This is a genomic window from Agarivorans sp. QJM3NY_25 (assembly GCF_050870875.2).
Classification (GTDB): Bacteria; Pseudomonadota; Gammaproteobacteria; order Enterobacterales; family Celerinatantimonadaceae; genus Agarivorans.
Window position 1 is genome coordinate 869,327 of sequence record NZ_CP194041.2, and the last position, 21,900, is coordinate 891,226.

The 21,900-nt window shown below is 45.2% G+C and carries 18 protein-coding genes and 1 tRNA gene; 13 read left to right on the forward strand and 6 right to left on the reverse strand.

Annotation, left to right across the window (positions count from 1 at the left end):
* Positions 1-82: 82 nt before the first annotated feature.
* Positions 83-1,408, reverse strand: a complete 1,326-nt coding sequence (tolC, locus tag ACRRSW_RS03970; protein WP_432460933.1) for an outer membrane channel protein TolC — start codon at positions 1,406-1,408, stop codon at positions 83-85.
* Positions 1,409-1,656: 248 nt separating this feature from the next.
* Between tolC and nudF the strand changes: the two genes are divergently transcribed.
* The 10 genes from nudF to ACRRSW_RS04020 all read left to right on the forward strand — a co-directional run bounded on the left by nudF (position 1,657) and on the right by ACRRSW_RS04020 (position 12,845).
* Positions 1,657-2,307, forward strand: coding sequence for an ADP-ribose diphosphatase (gene nudF, locus ACRRSW_RS03975; protein ID WP_432460934.1), 651 nt, complete (start codon positions 1,657-1,659; stop codon positions 2,305-2,307).
* A complete protein-coding gene (locus ACRRSW_RS03980) occupies positions 2,297-2,734 on the forward strand; it encodes a DUF1249 domain-containing protein (protein ID WP_432454512.1) in 438 nt (145 codons plus the stop codon). The genes nudF and ACRRSW_RS03980 overlap by 11 nt, the downstream gene beginning before the upstream one ends.
* Positions 2,735-2,754: 20 nt before the next feature.
* Complete coding sequence (gene cpdA / locus ACRRSW_RS03985; protein WP_432454511.1) at positions 2,755-3,579, forward strand: 3',5'-cyclic-AMP phosphodiesterase; 825 nt, start codon at positions 2,755-2,757, stop codon at positions 3,577-3,579.
* A 72-nt stretch (positions 3,580-3,651) separates the two neighbouring features.
* A complete protein-coding gene (locus ACRRSW_RS03990) occupies positions 3,652-4,164 on the forward strand; it encodes a YqiA/YcfP family alpha/beta fold hydrolase (RefSeq protein WP_432454510.1) in 513 nt (170 codons plus the stop codon).
* An 11-nt stretch (positions 4,165-4,175) separates the two neighbouring features.
* Positions 4,176-6,068, forward strand: a complete 1,893-nt coding sequence (gene parE, locus ACRRSW_RS03995; RefSeq protein WP_432460936.1) for a DNA topoisomerase IV subunit B — start codon at positions 4,176-4,178, stop codon at positions 6,066-6,068.
* A gap of 13 nt (positions 6,069-6,081) precedes the next feature.
* Positions 6,082-8,478 (forward strand): putative bifunctional diguanylate cyclase/phosphodiesterase, encoded by a 2,397-nt coding sequence (locus ACRRSW_RS04000; protein WP_432460937.1) that lies wholly within the window; start codon positions 6,082-6,084, stop codon positions 8,476-8,478.
* A 13-nt stretch (positions 8,479-8,491) separates the two neighbouring features.
* Positions 8,492-10,783: a DNA topoisomerase IV subunit A gene (gene parC, locus ACRRSW_RS04005; RefSeq protein ID WP_432460938.1), complete on the forward strand. Its 2,292-nt coding sequence runs from the start codon at positions 8,492-8,494 to the stop codon at positions 10,781-10,783.
* A 73-nt stretch (positions 10,784-10,856) separates the two neighbouring features.
* Positions 10,857-11,642, forward strand: a complete 786-nt coding sequence (locus ACRRSW_RS04010) for a 1-acylglycerol-3-phosphate O-acyltransferase (RefSeq protein WP_432454506.1) — start codon at positions 10,857-10,859, stop codon at positions 11,640-11,642.
* A complete protein-coding gene (gene rraB / locus ACRRSW_RS04015; protein ID WP_432454505.1) occupies positions 11,639-12,013 on the forward strand; it encodes a ribonuclease E inhibitor RraB in 375 nt (124 codons plus the stop codon). Before ACRRSW_RS04010 ends, rraB begins: the two co-directional genes overlap by 4 nt.
* An 85-nt stretch (positions 12,014-12,098) precedes the next feature.
* Positions 12,099-12,845 (forward strand): substrate-binding periplasmic protein, encoded by a 747-nt coding sequence (locus ACRRSW_RS04020; RefSeq protein ID WP_432460939.1) that lies wholly within the window; start codon positions 12,099-12,101, stop codon positions 12,843-12,845.
* A gap of 16 nt (positions 12,846-12,861) precedes the next feature.
* On the opposite strand, the gene ACRRSW_RS04025 is transcribed toward ACRRSW_RS04020, so the two are convergent.
* The 4 genes from ACRRSW_RS04025 to pepA form a co-directional block, all read right to left on the reverse strand.
* On the reverse strand, positions 12,862-13,563 hold the full coding sequence (locus ACRRSW_RS04025) for a DUF445 domain-containing protein (RefSeq protein ID WP_432454503.1): 702 nt from the start codon (positions 13,561-13,563) through the stop codon (positions 12,862-12,864).
* A gap of 61 nt (positions 13,564-13,624) precedes the next feature.
* Entirely contained in the window at positions 13,625-16,498 is a 2,874-nt protein-coding gene (locus ACRRSW_RS04030) for a valine--tRNA ligase (RefSeq protein ID WP_432460940.1), read from the reverse strand.
* 14 nt (positions 16,499-16,512) lie between these two features.
* A complete protein-coding gene (locus ACRRSW_RS04035) occupies positions 16,513-16,959 on the reverse strand; it encodes a DNA polymerase III subunit chi (protein ID WP_432460941.1) in 447 nt (148 codons plus the stop codon).
* A gap of 117 nt (positions 16,960-17,076) precedes the next feature.
* Positions 17,077-18,585, reverse strand: a complete 1,509-nt coding sequence (pepA, locus tag ACRRSW_RS04040; RefSeq protein WP_432460942.1) for a leucyl aminopeptidase — start codon at positions 18,583-18,585, stop codon at positions 17,077-17,079.
* A 193-nt stretch (positions 18,586-18,778) separates the two neighbouring features.
* On the opposite strand from pepA, the gene lptF reads away from it, so the two are divergent.
* Together lptF and lptG are read left to right on the forward strand one after the other, a co-directional pair.
* A complete protein-coding gene (lptF, locus tag ACRRSW_RS04045; RefSeq protein WP_432460943.1) occupies positions 18,779-19,894 on the forward strand; it encodes an LPS export ABC transporter permease LptF in 1,116 nt (371 codons plus the stop codon).
* Positions 19,878-20,945, forward strand: a complete 1,068-nt coding sequence (gene lptG, locus ACRRSW_RS04050; protein WP_432460944.1) for an LPS export ABC transporter permease LptG — start codon at positions 19,878-19,880, stop codon at positions 20,943-20,945. The genes lptF and lptG overlap by 17 nt, the downstream gene beginning before the upstream one ends.
* Before the next feature lie 125 nt (positions 20,946-21,070).
* Here the strand turns inward: lptG and ACRRSW_RS04055 are convergent, their stop codons facing one another.
* Positions 21,071-21,541, reverse strand: coding sequence for an RDD family protein (locus ACRRSW_RS04055; RefSeq protein WP_432454498.1), 471 nt, complete (start codon positions 21,539-21,541; stop codon positions 21,071-21,073).
* 204 nt (positions 21,542-21,745) lie between these two features.
* On the opposite strand from ACRRSW_RS04055, the gene ACRRSW_RS04060 reads away from it, so the two are divergent.
* Positions 21,746-21,832: transfer RNA gene (locus ACRRSW_RS04060), tRNA-Leu, on the forward strand.
* Positions 21,833-21,900 lie beyond the last annotated feature (68 nt).

The window sequence follows — 21,900 nt, forward strand, 5'->3', positions numbered from 1 at the left end:
GGCGCCTTTTTTATTAACCAATAATTCTCCGTGGTCATGCATTCTCTCTGTTTTTAACATTGAATGCATGACATTGGGGGATTTATTGAGCGGCCATTAAACCTGAATTAACCAATACTACGTCTTCTTCATTTAGGGTGCCTACGGCTTGTTTAAGCGACAGCATATTTAAGATGTAATCGTAACGAGCATTTGATAAATCACTTTTTGCTGAGTATAAATTACGCGTTGCATCTTGTACGTCAACGATGGTTCGAGTACCCACTTCAAAACCTGCTTCGGTGGCTTCCAGAGCGCTTTGAGATGAGACAACAGTTTGCTCGAAGGCTTTTACCGAGCCGATACTCGCACTGACATTGTTGACCACCGAGTTTACGGTGCTTTGTACTGAACGATAGGTTTGCTCCAAGGCTTGAGACGCTGCAATGTAACTAAATTGAGCTTGTTTAACCTGAGAGTCAATACTGCCACCTTGGTAGATAGGCCAGTTGAATTCAAGACCGATATTGCCCGAATTCGCACTGCCACCTTGAGCGTTGTCGGTCATACTATTCCCGTATTTATTGTTGTCGTAACCAATACCTGCGGTTAAATCTAAGGTTGGCGCATGACCACTTTGAGCCAATTTAATTTGCTCTTGAGAGACTTCTTTGGCAATCCGCTGAGCGTTCAACTGAAGGTTCTTATCGCTGGCAAGCTCTAACCAGTGCTTTGCGCCTTGATTTAGTTCGGCGGGATCGAAGCGTTCGGTATTTAAAATATTGAGTTGGCGATGTTCTAAACCAGTTAACTCGCGCAAGGCTTCGTAACTATTTGATAAGGTATTACTGGCTTGAATTTCTTCGGCAAGCGTTCGGTCATATTCGGCTTGTGCTTCATGAACGTCGGTAATCGCAGTTAAGCCAACATTAAACCGTTGTTTAGTTTGCTCTAGTTGACGAGCGACAGCAGCCTTGTTTGCTTGTACAAAACTAACATTATCGATGGCGCGTAATACGTTAAAGTAAGCGGTGCTCACTCGAATAATCAGATTTTGCACATCGTTGGCATACAAGGCATCGACCCGTGTCGCATCTTTTTCTGAAATGCTTAAACTGGTCCAGTTGGTTCTGGAATAGAGTGACTGGCTTAAACCTACCGATGCATTGGTATTGGTGATACTGTCGATACTGCTGTTATCGGAATTGGTATATGTTGCCCCCGCTGAAAAACCGATTTGCGGGAGTAGCGATGCTCGGGTTTGAGTTATTTTCTCAAAGGCGATGTCACGCTGCGATTTACTTTGCAAGATGACGGGATCTTTTTCTTGAGCTAATTGATAAATTTGCAATAAGTCGTCAGCTTGAGCTTGATAAGCTATCGAGCCAAAAGTACAAGCTAATATCAATGATTTCATTTTCAGCTTCATTTCGCCTTTCCTCTATTCGCCTTGGATGTGCGAAGTTTATCGGGAGTGAGTTAAATTAATTCTAGGAGTTAAACAATATGGCTTAAACAGCTAACATATTGCGAATAAATGTTAGTCTATCTCAGCTTTAACTTTAGATTAAGACTTAGTTAAGAAAAATCATAATAGATTGTAGTCAATCTGTCATCGGATCATTAAGAGTCGGCAAATTATATACTAAATCGCCAAACAAAGGGGACTAGATTCATATGCTTAAGTTGAAAAACCTGAGTCAGTTTTCTCATCAAGACATGGAAATACAGAAGGTAGAGGATGTCTATAAAGGTTTCTTTAAATTAAAGCGTTACACCTTGCGTCACCGTTTGTACCAAGGGGGGTGGAGTCAGTGGTTTCAGCGTGAAATGTTAGACCGAGGTCATGCGGCAGCAATTTTGCTTTTTGATCCGCTACTTGACCAAGTCGTTTTAGTTGAGCAATTTAGGATCGGTGCGGTCGAAACTGGAGCCAGTCCTTGGTTATTGGAAATCGTGGCCGGGATGCTTGATAGTAACCAACCACCATTGGATGTTGCGGTACGTGAAGCCGAAGAAGAAGCTGGGCTAAGGGTGAAGCGAGTGATTTCGTGTAATAGTTTTTTACCGGGCGCGGGAGGCTTAAGTGAGCGCATTCATTTGTACCTCGGTGAAGTTGATGCAAGCCAAGCGGGTGGTGTTCATGGATTGGAAAATGAAAATGAAGACATATTGGTGAAAGTTTTAAGTCGCGAACAAGCCTTCGAATGGGTACAATCGGGCCTGATTGATAATGCTGCGGCTGTAATTGCGATTCAATGGTTGCAGCTAAATTTGCAGAAAGTGTTGCTGCAATGGCAAAATAATGGCGTTGCAGATGCAGGCTAAAAAACTTGGTCGTTATCGCGTAAATCTTGAGCAACTGATGCAGCTTTATGCTGCTAATTATGTCTTGCTGATGCGCCTATTCCCGACTGAGCTTAGCCGTGGACAGACACTACGATTACAGCCACAAATTGGTGAAGACTACCAGCTCGAGTGTAAAGAACGTACGCGTTATACCTCGCTGTATGAGATCAGACAAACTGGTCGCCAAGCGCATCAGTATTTACGATCTCAGCTGATTGTGCGCTTGTATCACGATGCGCGCTTGGCGGAAGTGTGTGCTAGTCAGCAGATTTATAAGCTAAAACCAAGGTATGATTATCCTAATAAAAAGATGCATCATCGTGACGAAAAGCATCAAATAAATCAGTTTCTTAATGACTGGTTGGCATTTTGTTTAAAACAGCGGATGAAAGTAGAGTTTGAATAATCAAGCTCCAAGAAAAGATTGTGGCATTTACTAAATTAAATATTAATACAGCAGAAGATGGCAGTGTGCATTTGTTGCAAGTGACTGATACCCACCTTTTCGCTGATGAACGTACCGGGTTGCTAGGCGTTAATACTTGCGACAGTTTTAGTGCTGTGTTGTCGAACATCCAACAAGACCAAATTCCCTTTGATTACATTCTGGCCACTGGCGATTTGTCTCAAGATCACAGTAAACGTTCCTATCAACGTTTCGCTGAAAAAATTGCGCAGTTAGAGAAGCCTTGCTTTTGGTTGCCGGGGAATCATGATCTACAAGGAAACATGGACACGCTTGAACAGCATGGGATTTTGACCGCCAAGCAGTTAGTCAGTGAACATTGGCAAATCATCATGTTAGATACTCAAGTGGCGGGAGAGCCGCATGGTTCATTGAGTCAGTCACAGTTAGATCGCTTAGCCAAGGCTTTAGCTGAGTATCCTGATAAACATGTACTCATCGCAATGCATCATCAAAGTATTCCTGTGGGGAGTAAGTGGTTAGATCAGCATAATTTGAAAAATGCAGATGCTTTTTTTGCTGTGATCGCCAACTATCCAAATGTGCGAGGAGTTATTTTTGGTCATGTGCATCAAAACTATGAGTTTCAGTTTGATGGCATCGCTTATATTGCAACACCAAGTACTTGTATTCAGTTTTTACCGTTGTCGGCAAATTTTGCTCTTGATCACCAACAACCGGGCTGGCGTTACTTGCAGTTAACTAAAGAGGGGCGAATTGCCACTCGTTTACGTCGTTTATCTGAGCGAAGTTTTCTTCCGGATCCAAAATCTAAAGGTTATTGAGTGGAGCAAGCGTCAGTTTTATTGTATTTACATGGTTTTAATAGTTCGCCTTATTCTGCGAAGGCGCAAGTTATGGCGAACTATGTCGCAGAAAATGCACCACATATTCAGTTTTTATGTCCTCAGTTAGCCTGTTATCCACAGCAAGCTTGGGAGCAAATTTCCCAGTTATTAGAATCAAATCATGATGCTCGTTTAGGTGTTATTGGTAGTTCTCTTGGTGGCTTTTTGGCGACCAAAGTGGCGCAACAAACGGGCGCTCCTGCGGTACTGGTTAATCCAGCAGTAAAACCATATATCTTATTAAACGACTATTTAGGGGAACAAATTAATCCCTATACTCAGCAACGTTATGACTTGCAAGCGCAGCATATACAACACTTACGACAACTGGAAGTTAGCGATTTGAGCTGTCAACAACAGTTATGGGCGTTGTTACAAACGGGTGATGAAGTGCTGGACTTTAGGCTAGCGGTCACCGAGTATAAAGGCGCAAAATTCACTATTGAAGAGGGCGGAGACCACAGCTTTCAAGGCTTTGAACGCCATTGTGGTGCTATTCTCGACTTCTTGGCTCTTAGGTAAATATTTCCATCATGGCTGACCAATATAATTCCGACTCTATTGAAGTATTAAGTGGCTTAGATCCGGTAAAACGCCGACCTGGCATGTATACCGATACCACTCGTCCCAATCACTTAGCACAAGAAGTCATCGATAACAGTGTGGATGAGGCGCTTGCCGGTCACGCTCGGTCTATTATCGTTACCTTATACGCAGATCAATCTATCGAAGTGGTCGATGACGGTCGTGGCATGCCTACCGATATTCATCCGGAAGAGAAGGTGAGTGGTGTTGAGCTGATTTTTACTCGCTTGCATGCGGGGGGCAAATTCTCGAATGAGCATTACCAATTTTCTGGAGGGCTACACGGGGTTGGTATTTCGGTGGTTAACGCCTTATCTTCCCGGGTCGAAGTGCAGGTTCGTCGTGATAGCCAGGTCTATGAAATGGCCTTTGAAGATGGGAACAAGGTTCAAGAGTTAGCGGTTACTGGCAGTGTCGGCAAACGTAATAGCGGAACCAAAGTTCGGTTTTGGCCAACCCCAAGTTATTTTGATAACCCTAAGTTTTCGGTTTCACGGCTGCGTCATTTGTTGCGAGCTAAAGCGGTATTGTGTCCAGGCTTAAATATTAAGTTTATTGATAAAATTAGTAATCAGCAGGATGAATGGTATTACGAAGATGGTTTAAAAGACTATTTAAATCAGTCCTTTAAAGATTACATTAGTCTGCCAGACGACCCCTTTACCGGCGCTTTTAGTAGCAATGTAGAGGCTGTAGATTGGGCGGTGAGTTGGTTGCCTGAAGGTGGCGAAAGTATCACCGAAAGTTATGTGAACTTAATTCCTACCGCGCAAGGCGGAACTCATGTGAATGGTTTACGGCAAGGCCTACTCGATGCGATGCGAGAGTTTTGTGAGTTTCGTAATATTTTGCCGCGAGGTCTGAAATTGACGCCGGACGATGTCTGGGACCGTTGTTGCTATGTGTTATCGGTAAAAATGCAAGATCCACAATTTGCCGGACAAACTAAAGAGCGTTTGTCGTCTCGACAGTCAGCAGCTTTTGTTTCTGGGGTTGTCAAAGATGCCTTTAGTTTGTGGCTAAATAGTAATACCGATCAAGCCGAACTGCTTGCCGAAGTGTTTATTAACAATGCGCAACGGCGAATGCGTTCCAGTAAAAAAATTGCTCGTAAGAAAGTGACATCGGGACCAGCCTTACCAGGGAAACTGACTGATTGTACGAGTCAGGATCCGCTGGCTGGGGAACTGTTTTTGGTGGAAGGTGACTCGGCGGGAGGCAGTGCGAAGCAGGCGCGTGAACGAGAGATCCAAGCGGTGATGCCCTTACGGGGTAAAATTCTCAACACTTGGGAAGTGGACGGGAGTGAGGTTCTGGGCTCGCAAGAGGTTCATGACATCTCGGTGGCCATCGGTATTGATCCTGATAGTCATGATTTAAGCGGCTTACGTTACGGTAAAATCTGTATTTTGGCGGATGCTGACTCCGACGGTTTACATATTGCCACGCTATTATGCGCATTGTTTATGATGCACTTTAGGCCATTGGTCGAGCAAGGGCATATCTATGTGGCGATGCCTCCTTTGTATCGAATTGATGTGGGTAAAGAAGTGTTCTATGCCCTCGATGAAGATGAAAAACAAGGCATATTAGATCGTATCGAAGCCGAAAAGAAACGCGGTAAAGTGAATGTACAGCGCTTTAAGGGATTGGGTGAAATGAACCCTCTACAATTGCGCGAAACCACCATGGATCCTAATACACGACGTTTGGTTCAGCTCACTATTGATGAAGAGCACGCAACTTTGCAGTTGATGGATATGCTGCTCGCGAAGAAGCGCGCAGGTGATCGGAAGCAATGGTTAGAAACCAAGGGAAACATGGCCTCTGACTTGGTATAGGGTAGCCTAAAAAATGCGAGATCTTCGACTTGGCTTAGCAACGAAGGCGTTGTTGTTGCTGTGCGGTGTATTGTTGATTAGTTTGGTGGGCCTCATCAGCTTTAATCATGACAATTTGCAGAGTTTCTTCAGAGACAGTCGAACCAATGTCATTGCAGATCAAAATTATCAATTACAAAAATATTATGACGATGTATTTACGCGTTTAAATTCCTTTAATGCCAGCCAAGCATATCGTTTTGAGAAAGCTAAGTCCGAGGATTTAGCAATGGTATTTGATTCTTTTTGGCAAGATCTAAAGAACTATACAGAGCTACCCATTCGCAGTTTAACCCTTGTGGTGCCTGAGCTGGGAGAGCGTTATGATTTCGGTTATTTAGAGCATAGCCAAAAAGCGACCGATTGGATGTTACAAGCGCATCAACCGCTTTCTTGGATCTTAGATTGCCCGTTAAGCTGCCGAGTGATCGTTGCTACTCATTTTAAGGTGGGTGAGCAACAGACAGATTATCAAGCCTTTTACAGCATCGACGCCTTGCGGTTATTGGAATTGTTTCCTGCCAGTCGAGGCAGCCACCATTTTATGCTCGAGCTGAACGACGATGCCTCCTTGCATTTATTATATGCCGAATCGATGTATCGTCAGTCAATCGCTAACATGTTGACCAAGCTTGACAGCCATTCGATTGTAAATGGTCTTGAGCAATTTAATAGTGAATGGGGTTTGAGTGAATTACATGCTTTTCCGATAAAACGAAACGTCGGTAACAAGCCGGTTTATTACGCCATTATCAATGACATTAATAGCCAATCTCAGCTGCTTAATCGGGCAAATTATAACAACATGTTGTTTGGCATGGCAGCCTTGGTTATCGCAGGTGCGATTGTTATTTTCTGCTTGAGTCCTTCATTGCGACGGATCCGACAAACCATCGATCACTTACCCTTATTGGCGCGCTCATCACATAATCTATTTCGGCGTAATTTGGAAAGTACAGGTAAACGGGTATTGCCTGATGAGTCCGATGAACTGAATCACGCCTTGGTTCGATTGTCTTATCAATTGGAAGCATTAGAACAACAATTGAAGAGCCGCGCTGAAGAGCTAGAGTGGGTTGCTAATTATGATAACCTCACCGATCTGCCGAATCGTCGTAAGTTTGAGCGAGTCTTGAATCAAATGGTTGAAGAGCAACGTTTTGGTTGCTTGTTGATGGTGGATTTAGATAATTTTAAATATGTGAATGATATTAGTGGTCACGGTGCTGGTGATGAAATGCTTTGCCAAGTCTCGGCTAGCTTAGAGCGCTTGCTACCAAACGATAGTATTTTAGCGCGCATCAGTGGCGATGAATTTGCGATTTATCTTGAAGATACCGGTTTAGCCTATGCTGAAGTCGCGGCACAACGGATCATTAGCTTATTGGCCCAAGTTCGAGTACCGGGACACAACATCATTCATACCACTTCGGCTTGTGTCGGAATTGTTGCTTTTCCTGAACATGGCAGTAGCTTTGAAGAGTTGATGGCAAAAGCCGATATTTGCAACAATCAAGCGAAAGAGCGTGGTAAAAACTGTGTGGTAAGTTTTGAAGCGGAGAATAGCGATTCGGAGCTCGCTAAAAAACACTTTTGGTTGGACTTGGCACAACATGCTATCGAACGCGACCGTTTGGAACTGTTTTATCAACCGATCATGAACAATAAGCTGAATAAGGTTGAGCATTACGAGGTTTTATTACGGGTTCGAGATGAACAAGATCGTTTACATTCCCCCTATCAACTTATTTTAGCAGCAGAGAAGAATGGCCAGATCGACAAAATCGATTTATGGGTCGTGCAACAGGCCTTGCAGCAGATGGAAACCAATCTGCGTTGTGGTTATACCGATAAGTTGGCGATAAACTTATCGGCACGCTCCTTCTGCAGTGAAAAGGTTATAGCCCGGATTGCCCGAGAATTTGTGAGTCGTAATATTGCTGGCGAAATGATTATTTTTGAAATCACCGAAACAGCAGCGTTACCAAACATGCAGCAAGCAGAAGAGCATATACGGCGTTTGAAGGCACTTGGTTGTGCGATTGCATTAGATGATTTTGGGGTCGGTTATTCTTCGTTTCACTCGCTGAAACAGTTACCCTTTGATTACTTAAAAATTGATGGCTCTTTTGTTCGAGAAATTTTGAATCAACACCAAGATAAGGTGTTTATTCAGGCCTTGGTTGGTATTGCCAATCAATTGGGCCACAAGACCATTGCTGAATTTGTTGAATCGGAAGCATTAAATAACGAACTGATTAAATTGGGAGTTGATTACTCTCAGGGTTATTACATTGGTAAACCAGCTAGCGCACGCTATTTCTGGCAATTTGACAAAGCATCCGCAGTGCTAGCTTTGCAAGGAACATAAAAGGTTATAGAGCATGAGTAGTGCGAATGAACTCAGTTTAGATGGCATAGAACGTCAATCGATGAGCACTTTTACTGAGCAAGCGTATTTAAATTATTCCATGTACGTCATCATGGATCGCGCCTTGCCCCATATTGGTGATGGATTAAAGCCAGTACAGCGCAGAATTATTTATGCGATGTCTGAATTGGGGTTATCGGCTAACGCAAAATATAAGAAATCGGCACGTACCGTGGGGGACGTTTTGGGTAAGTATCATCCGCATGGTGATTCTGCCTGTTATGAAGCGATGGTATTGATGGCTCAACCATTCTCCTATCGCCATCCCTTAGTGGATGGTCAGGGAAACTGGGGCGCGCCAGATGATCCAAAATCTTTTGCTGCGATGCGTTATACCGAAGCGAAATTGTCGAAATTTTCTGAGGTTTTACTGAGCGAGCTGGGCCAAGGAACCTGTGATTGGGTACCTAATTTCGATGGCACCATGAATGAGCCGAAAGTGCTGCCCGCACGTTTGCCGCACATTTTACTGAACGGGGTCACCGGGATTGCAGTGGGAATGGCCACCGATATCCCACCGCACAACGTGGGTGAAATTGCCAAGGCTTGTGTTCATCTTCTGGATAATCCGAAGGCTGAATTGAGTGAGTTGCTCGAATTTGTACAAGCGCCCGATTATCCAACTGAAGCGGAAATAATTACCCCGAGACGCGATATTCGCAAGATTTATGAAACGGGCCGTGGCTCGGTGAAGATGCGAGCCGTATTCCACACCGAAGATGGTGACATTGTGATTACGGCTTTACCGCATCAGGTCTCGGGAGCCAAAGTTCTGGAACAGATCGCGGCACAAATGCAAGCGAAGAAGCTGCCGATGGTGGTGGATTTGCGTGATGAATCGGATCATGAAAACCCAACTCGAATTGTGGTGATACCGCGCTCTAATCGAGTGGATGTTGACCAATTAATGAATCACTTGTTTGCATCCACCGATTTAGAGCGAAATTACCGAGTCAACCTTAATATGTTGGGGCTTGATAATCGGCCTCAAGTGAAAGGCTTGTTACAGATCTTAAGTGAATGGTTGCGGTTTCGCCGCGATGTGGTGCGCCGTCGACTGCAATATCGTTTAGACAAGGTATTAGCTCGTTTACATATTTTGGATGGCTTGCTGATTGCCTTCCTCAATATTGATGAAGTGATTGAAATCATTCGAACCGAAGACGAGCCTAAAGCGGCGCTGATGGCGCGTTTTGGCTTATCGAATAAACAAGCTGAAGCGATCCTTGAAATTAAATTGCGTCAGTTGGCTAAGTTAGAAGAAATTAAGATCCGAGCCGAACAAGCAGAGTTAGCTGAAGAGCGCGATAAGCTGGAGAAGCTACTGGGTAGCGAACGTCGACTCAGCACGCTGATCAAGAAGGAAATACTTGCTGATGCCGAAACCTATGGTAACGCACGTCGTTCTCCACTGATGGAGCGTGCAGAAGCAAAAGCCCTGAGTGAAAAAGAGCTGATGCCAAACGAAGCTATTACCGTGGTCTTGTCAGAAAAAGGTTGGGCAAGAGCGGCTAAGGGCCATGAGGTTGATGCTAAAGCCTTGAGTTACAAGTCGGGGGATGTCTTTTTAAGTAGTGCTTATGGACGCAGTAATCAGCAGGCAGTATTTTTAGATACAGCAGGACGCAGTTATGCGCTCGATTCACATACCTTGCCCTCGGCTCGTAGCCAAGGAGAGCCATTGACGGGTCGCTTTAATTTGGCGGCAGGGGAAGTATTCTGCAATGTCGTGATGGCCAATGACGAACAGCGCTACTTGGTGGCCTCCGATGCCGGTTATGGTTTTATCGGTAAGTTTAGCGATATGCTAAGCAAGAATAAAAATGGTAAGGCGTTTTTGAGTTTACCTGCGGGCAGTAAGGTTGTGGCACCGATTGTGGTGGACAGCTACCAGAATGATAGTTGTCTGGTCATCTCTAATGAGGGAAGAATGTTGGTCTTTCCGCTCACCAGTTTGCCAGAGCTCTCTAAAGGTAAAGGGAATAAGTTAATTAGTATTCCTAGTGCAAGAGTGAAAAATCGCGAAGAATATGTGACTTTGCTGAGTGTTGTTCCGGCCGATGCTTCGGTGACTCTATTTGCGGGCAAACGCAAGTTGACTTTGAAACCGAGCGATTTGGATCATTATCGTGGGGAGCGAGGACGACGCGGTAACAAATTGCCTCGAGGCTTACAGCGCGTCGATGGCATTGAGGTCGAGGCTATCGAGACTGAGCTTGGAGAGGGGCCCAATGCAGATGCCTAAGTGTAGATTTTCAGCTTACACTTGTTCACTTAAATCTCAGCGCGTATACTGCGTGCTGTTTTAAGGGGGTGCTATGTTAGCTGTAATTCGAATTATTTTTATTGCGTTAGTGATGTTAACGGCATTTCCGTTTGTCATTTTGTATTGTTTGGTTCGACCTCGTCATCCTGACTTAGTGCATCAGATTGGCGTTTTAATTGCCAAATGTGGACGCTTTGTGGGCCTTGAGGTTGAAGTTCGAGTGGTTACACAACAATTGCCAGAAAAGGCGGTATGGATAGCCAACCACCAAAATAGTTATGACATGTTTACCTTGCCATTCGCCTTGCGTAAGGGGGTGGTGTCTATCGGTAAGAAAAGTCTCGCGTTGATCCCTTTCTTTGGGCAAATTTACTGGATTACCGGTAATATTTTAATTGACCGGGATCGACGTAGTAAAGCCGCCGACACCATTAAGCAGGCGGCCGCTGCGATAGAGAAACGTCATCTGTCGGTATGGATGTTCCCTGAAGGTACTCGTAGTTATGGACGTGGCTTGCAGAGTTTTAAAACCGGAGCCTTTCATCTAGCCATGCAAGCGAAAGTTCCTATGTTACCGATCTGTTGTTCTTCAACTCATGGTCAGGTAAAACTGAACCGTTGGAACAATGGTAAGGTGATCGTTGAAGTGGGCCATGCTTTTTCAGTCGCAGAATGGAAAGGACAGCTGCGCAGTCACATTGCCGACTTGCATCAGCAGATGGAACAACGGATCTATGAGCTGACCATGGAAGCACGCGGTGAAGCTGCCGATTATGCCGATGTTCATCAACGAAATTTAGCCAGCCCAGCAGAGACCATGGTAGGAGAGAATACATGAGTACCCAACAATTGATTGCCGATTGGCAGGCCGAAACTGATTTAATTATTCAAGAATTATTGGCCGATGGCAGCGATCCAGATGCCGAATATACCATCGAACACCACCTTGCCAGCAACGATTTTAAAGTGCTTGAAAAAGCGGCGGTAGATGTCTTTAAAGCGGGTTATGAGGTGAGTGATGCCGAAGAAGCCGAGCTAGAAGATGGGACTAAGGTATGGTGCTTTGATGTGATTGTTGAAGTGCCGCTAGAAGCGAAAATAATCAAACAAAGTATTGAAGAATTAGCGAATATTGCCGATAAGCATAAGGTCATTTATGATGGATGGGGCACCTATTTCGAGTCTGATGAGGATGACGACGAGTCATAGAGCCTAAAATTTATCGATGAAAACGACGCCTAGGTGTCGTTTTTTTTATTACACTGAGCTATATGCTCAGGATTTAGGATAGGCTGTGTCGCTGCGTATTGTTGTTCTATTATTTTTTCTGGCTTGGCCCGTTGCCGCTATGCAGATGGTCACCGCCAACGCTAATTGGCCGCCATGGCGAGTGATTAAGGCCGATGGTAGTTTGAGCGGTATCGAGATCGATATTCTTAAGCAGCTTAGTCAGGCTCTTGATCTGGAGTTAAAGACTCAGCCCTGTGGTTGGAAACGTTGCTTAAAGTATATGGAACTTGGCGAAAGTGATGTGATGACCGGCCTCTATAAAAACGATGAGCGTGCGCAGTATATGCACTTTGTTGAGCCGCCTTACCGTAGTCATAACGACATGTGTTTTTATCAAGCGAAAATTAGACCTGTGCAGAAGCTCGATAGCTATTCTGATTTGTACTCCTTAACGATAGGGGTATTGAACAAAGTCGCTTATTTTGAACAATTTGATCAAGATCTCAAACTGTTCAAACACTATGCAACGACCGATGAAAGTTTATTTCGCCTACTACTTGGTGGCCGTATCGATACGCTGATTATGTCTTGTATTGAAGGTGATATCTTTTTAAAGCAAAGACACATGACAGATATATTTGAGCATACCAATTATACAAAACGTAATTACCGCTCGGTTTATTTGGCCATTTCAAAACGTTCTAAGTTGATCGAGCGCGCCGCAGAAATCTCAAAGCACTTACAACAAATGTTGGACTCTGGCGAGATTACTAAAATACTCGCATCTTATGGCGTGGTAGAGCGCGATTAACGCGCGCTATCGAGTTTTATACGAGGCCATTAAGTAGGCCAAACAAGCCCCCAAAAACACCACCCCAAACCACTAACCAGCCTAAGTGTTTTCTAATCATTTGTTGTATAATTTGCTTCACTAATTGCGGCGTGAGCTCGGCTAAGCGTTGTTCAATAATTAAAGTGATTTTTTGTTGTACGTCACCCAAGTGTTCTGGTTGCTCTAATTCTTGGCGCAAAGCCTCACTAAACTGTGGATCCTGACTAATTTGAAGGACAGCCTCTTTTAGTTTATCGATAAAAGGCTGCTCTAAGGGGGTGAGTGCTTCCTTACCACCAAACATCGCTAACATCCCGCCAAATGAAGATCCTTCGATGGTTTCCACTAAGGCATGATAAGCCGGACTAAAATCGGTTTTGTTGATGACGGGACTCAGGTTTACTTGAATTGCTTTGCCACTGGCATCGGATAAAAAGCGGTCGATGTTTTCGGCGGTAAAAAACTGGCTTAGCATCAGTTCTTTGATACCTTGCTTAAAGTCATCGAAGCGGGCTGGAATAACCCCCGAGCCATATAATCCGGGGACTTTTTCAAATAGCATATGAATGGCTATCCAGTTAGTTGCGGCACCAGATAGAGCAAATAAACCGATGGAAAACATCAGTGCTTGTTGGAAAAAATAGCCGACGCAGACCAATACGAGGGCAATCAGATTGGTGATGAAACTTTTATTCATGTTGGTTCCTCGTCTACAAATAAAAAGGTCCCCCGGCGGAGGACCCTTAACTAGACGTGATTTATAACGCAGCGATAGTCGTTTGTTGCGCGACTAGTTTTGCTTTTGCTTTGTCCATTTCGGCTAACTTAGCACGCTCTTTCGCAATCACTTGCTCAGGTGCGTTTGCCACAAACTTTTGGTTAGACAGTTTACCTGCAACTTTTGCTAAGTCCTTGTCGAGCTTTTCAAGTTGTTTGCCAATCCGCGTTAGCTCGGCTTCTTTATCGATGAGACCAGCCATGGGGATCAGTAGTTCCATGTCACCAAGTAAGGCGGTAGCAGAAGCAGGGGACGCTTCGCCTTCGGCTAACAAACTTGTACTCTCCAATTTGGCTAAAGAAGCTAAGAACGGTGCGTTATCCTTTAGGCGGCGTTGGTCTTCACTGGAGGCATTTTTCAATAAGACATTGAGTGGTTTGTTGGGACTAATGTCCATTTCACCGCGAATATTACGAATTGCCAAAATAAATTGTTTGAGCCATTCAAGATCGGCGATGGCGGCTTCATCCATACGACTTGCATCAAACTCAGGGAAAGCTTGTAACATAATGCTGTCATCCGCCTTGCCCTTGCCAGCCAACGGAGCGACTTGGCGCCAAATTGTTTCGGTGATGTAAGGGGTAATTGGATGCATCAAACGGAGTAAGCTTTCTAGTACATTTAGCAAGGTATAGCGGGTGCCACGTTGCTGTGCTTCACTGCCTTTGAACAAAATCGGCTTCGTGAGTTCTAAATACCAGCCACAGAATTGATTCCAAGTGAATTCATAGATCGTTTGTGCGGCAATATCGAAGCGATAGCTGTCGAGCGCTTCGCGGTAGGCCTTAATGGTTTGCTGATACTGACCTTCGATCCAGCGATCGGCCAGTGAAAATTCCATGTCGCCGCCGTGCTCTTGTGAAGACAGCCCGCAATCTTGCTGTTCGGTATTCATTAAGACGTAGCGACTGGCGTTCCACAGCTTATTACAGAAGTTACGATAACCTTCGAGGCGGTTCATATCCCAGTTAATGTCGCGGCCAGTAGTGGCCATAGCGGCAAGAGTAAAGCGCAGCGCATCGGTACCGTGGGCTTCGATGCCACTTTCAAAGGTTTTACGAGTATCTTTTTCAATTTTCTTCGCCAGCTGCGGTTGCATCATGTTGCCACAACGCTTACTGACCAAGCTTTCGAGATCAATGCCGTCGATCATGTCTAAGGGATCGAGTACGTTCCCCTTCGATTTAGACATTTTGTCGCCGTTTTCGTCGCGGATCAGCCCGGTCACATACACCGTCTTAAAGGGGACTTGTGGCTTGTTGTTTTCATCTTTGATGAAGTACATGGTCATCATAATCATACGGGCAACCCAGAAGAAAATGATGTCGAAACCGGTGACCAATACGTTGCTGGGGTGGAAGGTAGCCAGATCGGGCGTTTTTTCCGGCCAACCTTGGGTGGCGAAAGTCCACAGTCCAGATGAGAACCAGGTATCCAGAACGTCATCGTCTTGGCGCAGACTGATATCGTCGGCTAAACCGTGTTTGCTGCGTACCTCGGCTTCGTTACGACCCACGTAAACTTTGCCTGTTTCGTCGTACCATGCAGGGATGCGGTGCCCCCACCAAAGTTGGCGAGAAATACACCAATCTTGAATGTCGCGCATCCACGAGAAGTACATATTTTCATATTGTTTAGGTACAAACTCAATTTCACCGTCTTCCACGGCTTGGGTTGCGACCTTGGCTAAGGGCGCTGCACGTACATACCATTGGTCGGTCAGCATCGGTTCAATGACCACTCCACCGCGGTCGCCGTAAGGGACGGTGTTATTGTGTTCTGCTACTTCTTCGAGCAAGCCGAGTTCATCAAACTTAGCCACAATCGCTTTGCGGGCGGCAAAGCGCTCGAGGCCTTGGTATTCGGCAGGAATGTCGGTGGCGTAAGCGTCTGATGGCTCACCTTTGCTATTAAATACTTCAGCTTCATCACGGATCTCTGCATTCAGGGTGAGAATGTTGATCATCGGCAATTGGTGGCGTTTACCTACTTCGCAGTCATTGAAGTCGTGGGCAGGGGTGATTTTCACACAACCGGTGCCTTTTTCCATGTCGGCGTGTTCATCGCCAACAATCGGAATTCGACGACCCACCAATGGCAGTTCAATAAATTTACCAATCAGGCTGTTATAACGCGGGTCTTCGGGATTTACGGCAACACCGGTATCACCCAACATGGTTTCTGGACGGGTGGTGGCAACGACTAAGTAGTTAAAGCCTTCACTGGTGGTTTCACCATCAGCCAGCGGATAGCGGAGGTGCCACATGTGGCCTTTTTGTTCTTTGTTTTCTACTTCTAGATCAGAAATTGCCGTGTGTAGTTTTGGATCCCAGTTCACCAAACGTTTACCACGATAAATTAGGTCATCTTCATAAAGACGGACGAAGGCTTCTTCAACCGCTTTAGACATCCCTTGGTCCATGGTGAAGCGCTCACGTTCCCAATCAACCGAGGCGCCGAGACGACGCAATTGTTTGGTAATAGTGCCACCGGATTCGGCCTTCCAATCCCAGATCTTGTCAATAAATGCTTTCCGACCGTAATCGTGCTTGGTTTTATCTTCTTCGGCGGCGATTTTACGCTCAACCACCATTTGGGTAGCGATACCGGCATGGTCGGTCCCTACTTGCCACAGGGTATTTTTACCCTGCATACGCTGATAGCGGACCAGAGTATCCATAATGCTATCTTGAAACGCATGCCCCATATGCAAGCTGCCAGTGACGTTTGGCGGCGGGATCATGATGCTAAACGATTCTTTAGCGGTGTTGCCATGGGGCTTAAAATAGCCCTGTTGTTCCCATTCTTGATATAGCGACTGTTCAATAGCGCTGGGGTTGTAGGTCTTTTCCATTGGATGTCTTGACTCTATTTAATTTCTGGGTTTGTGTAGGCCACGGTGTCTAGTTGTAGACCCTGTTGGCGATACACTCGATAACGTTCTCTAGCCGCTGCTTTACCGATTTCATCCGCGGGTACAAAATCGATAAGATGTTGAAAATTTCTGGCAAAATCGACCGCAGTGCTGGTGAGATTCACCAAACATTGACGGCGTTGCCTTGGTACCTGCCAGGTTATTTCGACAGGTGCTCCCCCTTGGGGGCCTTCACCATTGAGATTGTGCGGTACAAACTGTTCTGGTTCAAACTGCCATAGCAGCTCATCAAGTCGCTCGGCGTGTTGTTTTGACGCACAATAGACGACGATCCGCTCACCATTTCGATAGTATTGTGCGACGATTTGACACACTATTTTATCGAGGGCCTCGCTGTCACTGATGACCGAATCGGGCATGATATAAAATTTCGCATTCATACGCTAGAGACTACTTGTTCCAAATACGCGAGCCAAGCCCTGTCGGGCTATATTCGTGGTGCTTATTTAAACCAAAACAGGGAGCAAGGCTCCCTGTTGGTTGATTTAGAATGTTGCTTATTCTTCGATTTCCTGACCAGATTTACTGAGTAAAAATTGAGTCAGTAGCGGAACGGGTCTGCCAGTTGCGCCTTTTTCGCCACCTGATTTCCAAGCGGTACCTGCGATATCGAGATGAGCCCAGCTGTATTTCTTGGCAAAACGGGATAAGAAACAGGCCGCGGTAATTGAACCTGCAGTTTTACCACCAATGTTCGCCATATCGGCAAAGTTGCTCGCCAGTTGTTCTTGGTACTCTTCACCGAGTGGTAGCCGCCAAGCTTTATCACCACTTTGTTCGGCACTGTTGAGTAAATCATGAGCCAATGGATTATGTGGCGTCATTAAGCCAGAAGTATGATGGCCTAAAGCGACGACACAGGCACCGGTAAGGGTGGCGACATCAATTACTAACTCTGGATCATAACGTTCTACGTAGGTAAGTACATCACATAGAACCATACGACCTTCAGCATCGGTATTGAGAACCTCAACGGTTTGTCCTGACATGGTCGTAATTACATCGCCGGGTCGATAAGCGTTGCCTCCGGGCATGTTTTCACATCCAGCTAAAATACCGGTCACCTTGAGCGGCAATTGTAACTCGGCTAGGGCTTTCATAGCGCCATAAACACCAGCTGCGCCGCCCATGTCATATTTCATCTCATCCATGCCTGCGCCAGGTTTTAAGGAAATACCACCGGAGTCAAAGGTTAAACCCTTGCCAATTAATACCAGCGGTTTTTGCTCTTCACAACCAGGAGCGCAATATTCGATGATGCTCATCATCGATTCATTATCGGAGCCACGACCAACCGCTAAGTAAGAGTTCATTTCTAGCTCGGCCATTTGCGCTTCTGCAAGCACGCTCACCTTAATATTGTCATAATCATTCGCAAGCTGTTGTGCTTGGTCTGCTAAATAGCTCGGATTACAGATATTGGGAGGCAGATTGGCTAAATCTTTGGCATGTTTCACACCATGCGCGACAGCCAAACCATGTTGCACAGCGCTTTCTCCGATAGCCAGTTCACGACGTGTTGGCACATTGAAGACAATTTTGCGCAGTGGACGACGCGTTTCCTCACGATTGCTTTTGAGCATGTCGAAGCTGTATAAACTTTCTTGAGTGGTTTCTACTGCTTGGCGTACTTTCCAATAAGTATTACGTGATTTGACGTGTAACTCAGGTAAGAAACAGACCGCTTCCATAGAACCGGTATCGTTTAAGGTGTTGATCGTTTTGGTGATAATTTGACGGTATTGACGCTCGTTTAATTCACGTTCTTTGCCACAGCCCACCAAGAGCACGCGTTCGCTCAATACGTTGGGTACATGATGTAGCAGCAATACTTGTCCTGCTTTCCCTTCTAGATCACCGCGGCGTAATAGGGCACTGATATAGCCGTCACTAATTTTATCTAGTTGTTCGGCAACTGGTGATAAGCGACGTGGTTCGTAAACACCGACGACTATACACGCACTACGTTGCTTTTCAGGACTGCCACTTTTTACGCTAAATTCCATGAATGCTCCTACAATTAGCAAAACTGGGTTAAGATAGTTTATCTGCTCGAATGGATCAGTTGATCCTAGCGACTGTTTAAATAAATATGAGTGATACGGTCACATTTAGCTATGTGAAACTGTACAAAATAGAAAGTTTATCTGAAATTTTTGCTATTACCAGCAAAGTTCCAAGTTTGAAGTGAATGACTGAGTGCTAATATTCCGCTACTTATTTAAAGAAACGGCCAAAACACAACTCGCAGTGCTTGCTGTTTTGATGCTAATTTTCACCTCGCAAAAGTTTGTTCGGATCTTAGCTCAGGCTGCCGAAGGCAATGTTGCGGGTGAGATCATCGCCAAGGTGATGCTATTAAATGTCCCTTCTTTTTTAATTCTTATCTTACCGATTAGTATGTTCATCGGTGTGTTAGTGGCTCATGGGCGCTTATACGCCGATAGCGAGATGGTGGTATTACAAGCTTGTGGTTACAGCACCGCTCAGTTATTGCGCGATACCTTGGTCTTGGGTTTGCTGTTTACCGTCGTCGCTGCTGCGAATACTTTGTATGTTAGTCCCTACACTAACTATTTGGAACAACGCTTGTTTGACCAAATGGACGCCGAGGCTGGTATGTCGGTGTTGGTACAAGGCCGTTTCGAATCGCTAGGCGGCGGGGTGGTGACCTTCGTTGAACAAATAGAAAATAAAGGCGAACATCTTGAGAAAGTATTTGTGGCGCATACGCCTGCCGCAGGTTCTGAGACCCGCCCATCAGTGGTTATGGCTGAAGAAGGAGGCATAGAGCGCCGCAGTGACGGTTCACAATGGATGGTACTCAGCAACGGCAAACGCTATGAACAAGCGCCTAAAGATTTAGATTTTAGTATTTTACATTTTGAGCGTTATAAAGTTTATTTACGCGAGCAAGAGAGTACTCAATCACAACGGCGGTTGTGGTCACAACCCACCATGGAATTATGGGGGGCGACCGAATTAGCACAAGTTGCTGAATTACAATGGCGAATTTCTTTACCGTTAACTATTCCGATCCTTACTTTTATGGTGGTGCCCTTAGCTGCCGTGAACCCAAGGCAGGGGCGTTACGCAAAGTTATTGCCAGCTATTTTGTTATACCTTAGTTACTACTTGTTATTGAGTGCCGCTCGCAGTGCTGTTGAGGAAGGGACTTTGCCACCCCACATTGGTTTGTGGTCGGTACATGCGCTGATGTTTAGTATTGCCCTGAGTTATTTGTTTATTCGTAGTGAGTATTACTTGAAAGTGCGTGGAAAATTTAAAGGAAAGGCCTGTGTTTCGAATACTTGATTGGTACATTGGCCGAACGATTTTAATGTCTAGTTTGTTGGTCTTGGTGACCCTACAAAGCTTGAGTATGATCGTAAAATTTGTTGAGCAACTGGGCAGCGTTGGTCAAGGGGATTACCAAGTGGTGGATGCCCTATGGTATGTGTTGCTGAGTGTGCCTCGCGAGTTAGAAATATTTTTCCCTATGGCTGCCTTATTAGGTGCCCTGATCGGCTTAGGATCTTTGGCCAGTACCAGTGAATTGGTGGTGATGCAAAGTGCCGGCTTATCTCGTTTTAATATTGCTTCGGCGGTGCTTAAAACGGCTGTGCCGATGATGATCGCGATGATGCTTTTAGGAGAATATGTTGCCCCTTCCTCAGATTTGGCGGCTAAACAGTTACGTTCTAGCAAGATGTCTGGTGGCTCATTGGTCGCGGTACAACGTGGGATATGGGCTAAAGATGGCGATAGCTTTGTGAGTATTGGCGAAGTTCAAGAAAGTAAAGATATATTCAATATTACGATTTATCGCTTTAATCAGAATGCCGATCTTTATCAACAGGTAGAGGGTGAACGTGCTATTTATGATAAAGATTATTGGTTGATCGATCAGGCTGTGGTGACCGATTTTAGTGATGATGGAGTGACTCGACAACACTTCGACCGTTATCGATGGAATAGCAGCCTCACGCCAGAAAAATTGAGTGTAGTGACGATTAAACCCCATGATTTGTCGATCTCGGGAATGTACTCTTACATTAGTTATTTGCAACAAAACCATCAAGATCCCGCTCGCTACCAGTTAGCCTTAGCACGTAAATTGATGATGCCTATACTCACTGGCATCATGATGTTATTAGCTCTGTCTTTTGTATTTGGTCCGTTGCGTAGCTCCAGTATGGGCGCAAAAATAATGATGGGTGTTGTGGCGGGATTTAGCTATTACATTCTTGATCAAGTCTTAGGTTCGATGAGCTTAGTTTATGGTGTGCCCCCTTATGTGAGCGCTGCCATTCCAAGTGCATTGGTACTTGGGATTGCCTTGTATTTGATCAATCGCCGCGCATAAGTGGTGAGTTAATCACAACAGCCCTCGCGATGAGCTTATTAATCGCGTGGGCTCCTGCCATGATTGCAGCCTACTGTTCGCGTTTTCTGCGCGGCTATTTTTATCATCTGGTGATTTAGATAGGGTTACTTTTTAGGTAGGGTGACCACTTGGCACTTTCCCCATATATCTTGAAAAGCAGTTTTGTCTTTGGTGAGTAATACCATTACGTTACCTAGCCCAAGGGCTGAAGTGAATAAGCGGATCAGCGCTTGGGTATAGGAAATATTCGATCCATCTTTATTTTGAACTCGCAAACGCCAGGCTCGCATTCCGATTGTTTGGCCTTGGTTGTGCCAAAACCAAATATAGAACAAGATGATGCTGCCCCAAATTAGCCCCTGAAACCAAATTTGTGTCACCAAGTAACTCGAGGGCTCCACTCCCTCGGGGAGCGTGAGTAAACCTAAACTACTACTGACGGCAACCATGGCCAAGCTCAACATGGTTACAACCATCGCAATGGCGGTTGCCATCACTGCATCATAAATATAAGCACCTAAGCGGCGGAAAAAGCCTGCGCTTGGAAGGGCTGAGAGAGAAGCTGCTTGTGTCATAGGATGTTTCCAAAAAAGTGAGGCCTTCATTCTAGCAAAACTCAGTTCACCACCACCAAACTATTGCCGAATTTTGCCAACATAAGCTTATAAAATGCTCGCGCGAGCAAATCTTAAACACTTAGACGGCTTATTCTTAAAAAGCACTTGCCAATCTAAAAACGCAGCTTATAATGCCAATCACTCGCTGAGGCGGGGAAAAATGCCAGAGTGATGAAATTGGTAGACATAGGGGATTCAAAATCCCCCGTTAGAAATAACGTGCCGGTTCAAGTCCGGCCTCTGGTACCAAATTAGAAAAAGCCGTCCTAGTGACGGCTTTTTTGTGTTTCAAAATCACCGTCGTGTAGTCTCCCCCC

Bases quoted from the DNA above. Each gene is read 5' to 3' on its own strand.
- tolC (WP_432460933.1), bottom strand. From the start codon at position 1,408: ATGAAGCTGAAAATGAAATCATTGATATTAGCTTGTACTTTTGGCTCG.
- nudF (WP_432460934.1), top strand. From the start codon at position 1,657: ATGCTTAAGTTGAAAAACCTGAGTCAGTTTTCTCATCAAGACATGGAA.
- ACRRSW_RS03980 (WP_432454512.1), top strand. From the start codon at position 2,297: ATGCAGGCTAAAAAACTTGGTCGTTATCGCGTAAATCTTGAGCAACTG.
- ACRRSW_RS03990 (WP_432454510.1), top strand. From the start codon at position 3,652: ATGGCGAACTATGTCGCAGAAAATGCACCACATATTCAGTTTTTATGT.
- parE (WP_432460936.1), top strand. From the start codon at position 4,176: ATGGCTGACCAATATAATTCCGACTCTATTGAAGTATTAAGTGGCTTA.
- ACRRSW_RS04000 (WP_432460937.1), top strand. From the start codon at position 6,082: ATGCGAGATCTTCGACTTGGCTTAGCAACGAAGGCGTTGTTGTTGCTG.
- parC (WP_432460938.1), top strand. From the start codon at position 8,492: ATGAGTAGTGCGAATGAACTCAGTTTAGATGGCATAGAACGTCAATCG.
- ACRRSW_RS04010 (WP_432454506.1), top strand. From the start codon at position 10,857: ATGTTAGCTGTAATTCGAATTATTTTTATTGCGTTAGTGATGTTAACG.
- rraB (WP_432454505.1), top strand. From the start codon at position 11,639: ATGAGTACCCAACAATTGATTGCCGATTGGCAGGCCGAAACTGATTTA.
- ACRRSW_RS04025 (WP_432454503.1), bottom strand. From the start codon at position 13,563: ATGAATAAAAGTTTCATCACCAATCTGATTGCCCTCGTATTGGTCTGC.
- ACRRSW_RS04030 (WP_432460940.1), bottom strand. From the start codon at position 16,498: ATGGAAAAGACCTACAACCCCAGCGCTATTGAACAGTCGCTATATCAA.
- ACRRSW_RS04035 (WP_432460941.1), bottom strand. From the start codon at position 16,959: ATGAATGCGAAATTTTATATCATGCCCGATTCGGTCATCAGTGACAGC.
- pepA (WP_432460942.1), bottom strand. From the start codon at position 18,585: ATGGAATTTAGCGTAAAAAGTGGCAGTCCTGAAAAGCAACGTAGTGCG.
- ACRRSW_RS04055 (WP_432454498.1), bottom strand. From the start codon at position 21,541: ATGACACAAGCAGCTTCTCTCTCAGCCCTTCCAAGCGCAGGCTTTTTC.